Annotated in this window: 7 protein-coding genes; 4 read left to right on the forward strand and 3 right to left on the reverse strand. The window is 31.5% G+C overall.

Annotated elements, in window-relative coordinates; genetic code table 11:
* Together VJ881_01370 and VJ881_01375 are read left to right on the forward strand one after the other, a co-directional pair.
* The coding region (locus VJ881_01370; GenBank protein ID HKL74687.1) for an ABC transporter ATP-binding protein at nt 1–924 on the forward strand (924 nt) is incomplete at its 5' end.
* A gap of 28 nt (nt 925–952) precedes the next feature.
* A complete protein-coding gene (locus VJ881_01375) occupies nt 953–1,930 on the forward strand; it encodes a dipeptide ABC transporter ATP-binding protein (protein ID HKL74688.1) in 978 nt (325 codons plus the stop codon).
* 94 nt (nt 1,931–2,024) lie between these two features.
* Here the strand turns inward: VJ881_01375 and hflX are convergent, their stop codons facing one another.
* Nucleotides 2,025–3,305, reverse strand: coding sequence for a GTPase HflX (hflX, locus tag VJ881_01380; GenBank protein HKL74689.1), 1,281 nt, complete (start codon nt 3,303–3,305; stop codon nt 2,025–2,027).
* 119 nt (nt 3,306–3,424) lie between these two features.
* Between hflX and VJ881_01385 the strand changes: the two genes are divergently transcribed.
* Entirely contained in the window at nt 3,425–4,270 is an 846-nt protein-coding gene (locus VJ881_01385) for a formate/nitrite transporter family protein (protein HKL74690.1), read from the forward strand.
* A gap of 54 nt (nt 4,271–4,324) precedes the next feature.
* Here the strand turns inward: VJ881_01385 and VJ881_01390 are convergent, their stop codons facing one another.
* Both VJ881_01390 and VJ881_01395 read right to left on the reverse strand, forming a co-directional pair.
* Nucleotides 4,325–5,515, reverse strand: coding sequence for an amidohydrolase (locus tag VJ881_01390; GenBank protein HKL74691.1), 1,191 nt, complete (start codon nt 5,513–5,515; stop codon nt 4,325–4,327).
* Nucleotides 5,502–6,677 carry an amidohydrolase gene (locus VJ881_01395; GenBank protein HKL74692.1) on the reverse strand — a complete coding sequence of 392 codons (1,176 nt, stop codon included), beginning with the start codon at nt 6,675–6,677 and terminating at the stop codon, nt 5,502–5,504. Before VJ881_01395 ends, VJ881_01390 begins: the two co-directional genes overlap by 14 nt.
* A gap of 223 nt (nt 6,678–6,900) precedes the next feature.
* Between VJ881_01395 and VJ881_01400 the strand changes: the two genes are divergently transcribed.
* A partial coding sequence (locus VJ881_01400; GenBank protein ID HKL74693.1) for a ribosome small subunit-dependent GTPase occupies nt 6,901–7,134 on the forward strand: 234 nt, incomplete at its 3' end.

Consider the following 7,134-nt stretch of genomic DNA (forward strand, 5'->3'; position numbering starts at 1 on the left):
ACAATAGGGATAGTAGGAGAATCTGGATGTGGAAAGAGTGTAACTTCACTATCAATAATGAGATTGGTAGAATCACCTCCAGGAAGAATAGTAGATGGAAGTATAATGTTTGAAGGAGAAGATATAGTAAAAAAGAAACAAAAAGAGATGAGAAAGATAAGAGGTAATGATATCTCAATGATCTTTCAGGAACCAATGACATCTCTAAATCCAGTATATACAGTAGGAGATCAGATCTCAGAAGCGATACTCTTACACAAAAATGTAAATAAAAAAGAAGCAAGAAAACAGGCTGTAGATATGTTAAGAAAGGTAGGAATCCCTCTCCCAGAACAGAGAGTGGATGAATATCCTCACCAATTATCTGGTGGGATGAGACAGAGGGTAATGATAGCGATGGCCTTATCCTGTGATCCTAAGCTTTTAATCGCAGATGAGCCAACAACAGCGCTTGATGTAACAATCCAGGCCCAGATCTTGGACTTAATGAATGATCTAAAACAGAGATTTGGAATGGCAATAATGATGATAACTCATGACCTTGGAGTAATAGCAGAGGTAGCAGATAGAATAGCAGTAATGTATGCCGGAAAAGTAATGGAATATACAGATGCAGTAAGTCTATTTAAAGATCCAAAACATCCATATACCTGGGGACTAATGCACTCAATACCAAGACTTGATAAGAGTGTAGAAAAGCTATATGCAATACCAGGAATGGTACCAAGTCCACTTGATTTCCCAGAAGGATGTAAGTATAACACAAGGTGTGAACTTGCAGATGAGAAATGTATGGCAGAAGAACCGCCATTAGAGGAGATAGAAGATGGACATGAAGTAAGATGCTGGCATGTAGATGAATTAGAAAAACTGAAGAAAAAACAGGCAAATTATGAAAAAGAAGATGAGCATGTATCATTATAAATTGTAAAAAAACCTGGAGGTGAATGATTTGGCAGCACGCGAAAAGTTATTAGAGTTAAAAAATGTAAAGAAATACTTTCCAGTAAAAGCTGGAGTATTTAGAAGGACAGTAGATTATGTGAAAGCAGTAGATGATATAAGTTTTCATATATTCAAAGGAGAAACATTAGGACTTGTTGGAGAATCTGGATGTGGTAAATCAACAACAGGAAGAACAATACTAAGACTGCTGGAAGCAACAGAGGGAGATATATATTTTGAAGGAAAAAACATTGTAGAATTGGGTAAAAAAGAACTGAGAGATATCAGAAAAGATATGCAGATAATCTTTCAGGATCCTTATGCTTCACTTAACCCAAGAATGACAGTAGCAGATATAGTAGGAGAGCCACTTGATATCCACAATTTAGTAGATAACAAAAAAGAAAGAAATGAAAGAGTATTAGAGATATTAGATACAGTAGGACTTAGTGAAGACCATATGAAAAGATATCCACATGAATTTTCTGGAGGACAGAGACAGAGAATAGGAGTGGCAAGAGCGCTGGCAGTTGATCCCAAGATAATTATAGCAGATGAGCCGGTATCAGCGTTAGATGTATCGATTCAGGCTCAGGTAATAAATATGATGCAGGATTTACAGGATGACTTTGATCTGACATATTTATTTATAGCTCATGATTTAAGTGTAGTAAAACATATAAGTGATAGAATAGCAGTAATGTATTTAGGTAAGTTAGTAGAGATAGCAGATAAGAAAGAGTTATTTGAAAATACTTTACATCCTTATACTCAGGCTTTACTATCAGCAATACCAATAGCAGATCCAACCTATGATAAGGAAAGAATAATCTTAGAAGGAGATGTACCTAGTCCGGTAGATCCACCATCTGGATGTCGTTTTCACCCACGCTGTCCAAAGGCAATGGATATATGTAGTGAAAAAGAACCTGAATTTAAAGATTATGGTGATGAACATTATGCTGCTTGTCATCTATTAGATTAAGTTCAAATAATTACTAAATTAAAATATAAGTTAAGTTTAATTAATAAACCCTGAATTCTAAATCGAATTCAGGGTTTATTAATGTTAAAAGAAATTATTTTTCTATTTTAAATTTAGATAGAATTTGTTCAAATTTTTTGGGAATTTTGGCTTTGATGTAAATGTTATTTTTTGAATAACTTTCTTCAATTACCTGGCCTTTATTATGAATTTTTTCTATCCAATTAGCTTTATTATAAGGTAGTTTAAGATTAACTTTCACTAAACTTTTTTCTAAAATAGATTTTATTTTTTCTAATAGTTTATCTTTTCCCTCTCCTGTTAAAGAAGAAATAGATAGGTGATCAGGATACTGTAATTCTAAACTTTTGAGATCACCGTTTTGACATTTGTCAATTTTATTAAATACTATTAGTTTTTCTATATCATCTACCTCCATATCTTTTAAAACATCATTGGTAACTTTAATATGTTTTTCAGCCTGAGGATTACTGCTATCAACTACATGTAATATGAGATCTGCCTTTTTAATTTCTTCTAAAGTAGCACGAAAAGAAGCAACTAATTGATGAGGTAAATTATCTATAAATCCTACTGTATCAGTTAATATAATTTCTCTACCATTAGGAAGTTGCATATTTCTTAAGGTAGAATCAAGAGTAGCAAATAATTTGTTAGCTACTTCATTGTTAGATCCGGTTAGTAAATTCATAAGAGTGGATTTTCCAGCATTAGTATATCCAACAAGAGCGACAAGAGGATCATTTCGTTCTTTACGTTGTATTTCTCGATTTTTTTTAACTTTATTTAATTTTTCTTCAAGATTATGAATTCTTTTGCTAATACGTCTTCTATCAGTTTCAAGTTTACTTTCCCCAGGTCCTCTGGTTCCAATTCCACCTGCTAAACGCGAAAGTTCTTCACCTTTACCAGTTAGCCGTGGTAATAAATATTCTAGTTGGGCTTTTTCTACCTGTAATTTACTTTCTTTTGTATGTGCGTGTTGAGAAAAGATATTTAAAATTAATTGTGTCCTATCCATAACATTTGTTTCTAAATCTTCTTCTAAATTTCGATGTTGGGCTGGTGTTAATTCATGATCAAAAATGATTAAATTTGCAGAAGTATGTTCAACAGTATTTTTTAATTCTTTTAATTTTCCTGAACCTATATAATAAGCTGCATCTATTTTTTTGCGACTGTGTAATAATTTGCCTAAAACTTGAATTTGGGCAGTTTTAGCCAATTTATTTAATTCTTCTACAGAACTTTTAACTTTACCAATTAAAATAGCTTTTTCTTGCTGATTTTTTATTTTATAAAGATCTTTATTATTTCCGATAATTATCCCGTCATAAATGCAGACGGTTTTCACCTACCTTTCATTTTATATTATTATATCATAAAAAATAGGGGGTGGTAAAATTAATTCATTTGTGATATAATTAACAAGGAATAAATGAAATAATATCTATTATAGGAAAGGTGATATTAATGAAAGTTAAAAAACCAGAAATGATAGTTGAAAAACTTATTAAAGCTGGAAAGAAAAAAGATGAAATTACTATAGTAAATAGTTTGATTTTAGGTTTTTTAGCAGGTGCTTTTATAGCTTTAGGTGGACTGGTAGCAATAAGAATTGTAGCATCTTTGCCAAAGGATATCTGGGGAAGTATGGGTAGATTATTTTTTGCTGCGGTTTTTCCTGTAGGATTGATAATGATTATTTTTACAGGTTCAGAACTTGCAACTGGAAATATGACAACTCAGCCTTTAGCCTGGTTAAATGGTGATATAAAATTAAAAAATGTCTTTAAAAATTGGTTTTTTGTTTTTCTTGGTAATATAATTGGTTCCTTATTTGTAGCATATTTTTTTGCCTGTATTTCTGGTATTTTAGGTGCAGAACCTCAGGCTTCATATGTAGTGAATTTAGCAAATAATAAAATAAATATGACTTGGATTGAAGCTTTCTGGCGTGGTGTAGGATGTAATTGGCTGGTAGGGATAGCAATCTGGATGTCTTTTGCCACTGATAGATTAATTGGGAAAATATTTGCTGTTTGGTGGCCAATTATGACATTTGTAGCAATTGGATTTGAACATAGTATAGCTAATACTTTTTTTGTACCGGCAGGTTTATTTATTGGAAATACTGCATCATATTCAGGTACAGTTTTAAATGCAGGCTGGCAAACATTTATATTAAAAAATCTTGTCCCGGTGACTTTAGGTAATATATTTGGAGCAGTAGTATTTGTTTCATTAACAGGATGGTATTTATATTCTTATAAATCTCATAAAAGAATTGTAAAAGAAGGTTTTAGAGAAAGTGCTTAAAATTTAGAAGGGCAAGTAGTTTATTAAACTATTTGCCCTTTTTTTAAATTGGTTTTATAGCCAATTTATGTTTTTTCTATTATAAACTTCTTTATCTTCAATAAAAGTTTTCTCAATTTTTGTTTTATAAGAAAATGGTTCCCTATTTAAAACTAAATAGTCAGCATCTTTATTTTTTTCTAAAGAACCAACTCTATTGTCAATACCTAACATTTTGGCAGGATTTAGAGTCATTAGTTTTAAAGTTTCTTCTTTACTTAATCCATATTTATGGACAGTTGCCCCATAGGCCATATAATATCTACAATTTAGAAAAGGATGGTCTGTCATTAAAGAAACATTAACACCATTTTTATATAAAATCACAGGATTTTCATCAGTTATTTCAGCAGTTTCAACCTTACTTGCAACTCCAAGTCCCGGTCCTACGGAGGCCCATATATTTTCTTCAGCTAAATAATCTGCTATTAAATGACCATCTGTGCAATGTTCTATACTGAAATCTAAATCAAACTCTTTTGAAATTCTAATAGCAGTAACAATATCATCATGGCGATGGGCATGTATTCTAAAAGGAATCTCCTTATTTAAAACCTTTAGACCTGATTCATATTTAGGATCTAAATCAAATTCTTTATTATTATTTTTAGCTTTTATCTTTTTATTTTTGTATTCTTTACATTCCTGAAAATAATTGCGTATTAAAGCAGCATTTCCCATTCTAGATGCTGGAGATTGCTTCTGTTCTTTACCATGAGCTCTTTTGGGATTTTCACCAAGAGCACCTTTTAATCCACTGGGATTCTTTATAATCATTTTATCTACAATATTGCCACTGGTTTTTAAAGTGACGGCCAGACCTGAGATAGGACTACCTGAACCTGGAATTATTTGGGCAGTAGTTATTCCCCCTTCACGAGCACCAGCAAAACTTCTTTGTTGCGGATTAATTGCATCTAAAGCCCTGATATTACCATTAATCGGATTGGGTATCTCATTACCATCATAGGCTGTTGGTCCTTCACCATCTCCCCACATTCCAATATGTGAATGAGGATCTATTAACCCTGGCGTAATTACTTTATCGGTATAATCAATAATATCTAGACTATCTGTATTTATATTTTTTGTTTTAATATTTTTTCCAACTTCAATTATTTTACCATCTTCATTAATTAGAATTTCCCCATTTTTAATTTTTTGGTTTGTACCTGTATAAATAATTCCTGCTTTAATTAATTTCATAATTTTCACCTCTCTGATAAACAATTTCACCATCAATAATAGTTAAATCTGCATAAGTAGTAAATTCAAGAGGATCACCAGACCAGATAACCAGATCGGCATCTTTACCTTTTTCGAGACTTCCAATATTATTTTCAACACCAATATGTATGGCAGCATTTAAAGTTATAGATTTGAGAGCAGTTTTTCTTTTCATTCCCCAGTTAACTGCTAATCCTGCAGTCATTGCTAAATAATGACCTGCTACAACTGGATGGTCTGTAGTTAAACAAAATTGCAAATTATTTTTATCAGCTAAAAGAGGGGTATGAAAATTACGCTCTTTATTTTCCACTTTTGATCCATAACGCATTGTGGGTCCAACTGCAAAAGAAGTATTTTTGTTTTTTAGAAAATCAATAATTTGGTGACCCTGAGTAATATGCTCTAAAGTATAATTAATATTAAATTCTTCTGATATTCTTATAGCAGTTGCAATATCATCTGCTCTATGACAGTGTATACGGAGAGGTACTTCTCCTTTTAACAATGGAAGCAAGGATTCCATTTCTTGATTATAGTCAGGAGAATCCTGATTTTTATTTGATTTGTTAATTTTTTTTAAATAATTATTTGCTTTTGTTAAAGTTTCTCTCATAATTGCTGCATTACCCATTCTGCTTGCAGGAGATTTATCATTTTTCCCATATAACATTTTTGGATTTTCTCCTAGGGCAGCTTTCATACCTGTATTTTCTTTAATTATTGCTTTATCTACTATAGTATTTTTACATTTTAAAGCTGTAGTTTTTCCACCAAATATATTACTACTACCAGGTAAAACGTTTACTGAAGTAATCCCAGCTTTTCTAAAGTTTTCAAAGGCTTTATCTTTCATATTTATTCCATCAAGTGCCTGACACCAGGGGGTAATAGGATTAGTTATTTCATTTGTATCCTGGCCACTGGGGCCTATACCAGCTTCACTTATACCTACATGGGAATGAGCCTCAATTAACCCAGGGGTTACTATATTGTTTTCAGCATCTATGATTTTGGCAGATTTCGGAATATTAATATTTGATCCGAGGTCTTTAATCAAACCATTTTCAATCAAAATTTTCCCATCTTTTATCAAACCATTGCTTATTGTTTCAAGTTGAGCATTAATTATTGCTAACATTTTAAGCCTCCTTAGAAATATAGATTTTTAAAGTAGAGTCTATATAAACTTTCCATGTAAAATATTAAAATCCTTTTTTTCATTGACCACCAGCCATTTCTAAGGTATAATTATTATAATAAAATATATAAATTGTTAACTGAATATGGAGAAAAAAATGCAGAAATATCAGGTAGTATGAAATATAATTCCAGATAAAGGGGTCATTATAGATACACCAGGTATGCGAGAAATTCAGCTTTGGAATAATGAAAGTGGAATTACCAGTACATTTAAAGATATCAAAAATTTATCAAAGAACTGTAAATTTAATGACTGTACTCATACTCATGAACCAAGTTGTGCTGTGAAAAAAGCAATAAAAGATGGTGATTTAAAAGAAGAAAGATTAAAGAATTTTCATAAGATGAAAAGAGAAATGAGATATCAAAAATTAAAGAAAATGAAATCTGCTAAT

Source organism: Halanaerobiales bacterium (assembly GCA_035270125.1).
Taxonomy (GTDB): domain Bacteria; phylum Bacillota; class Halanaerobiia; order Halanaerobiales; family DATFIM01; genus DATFIM01.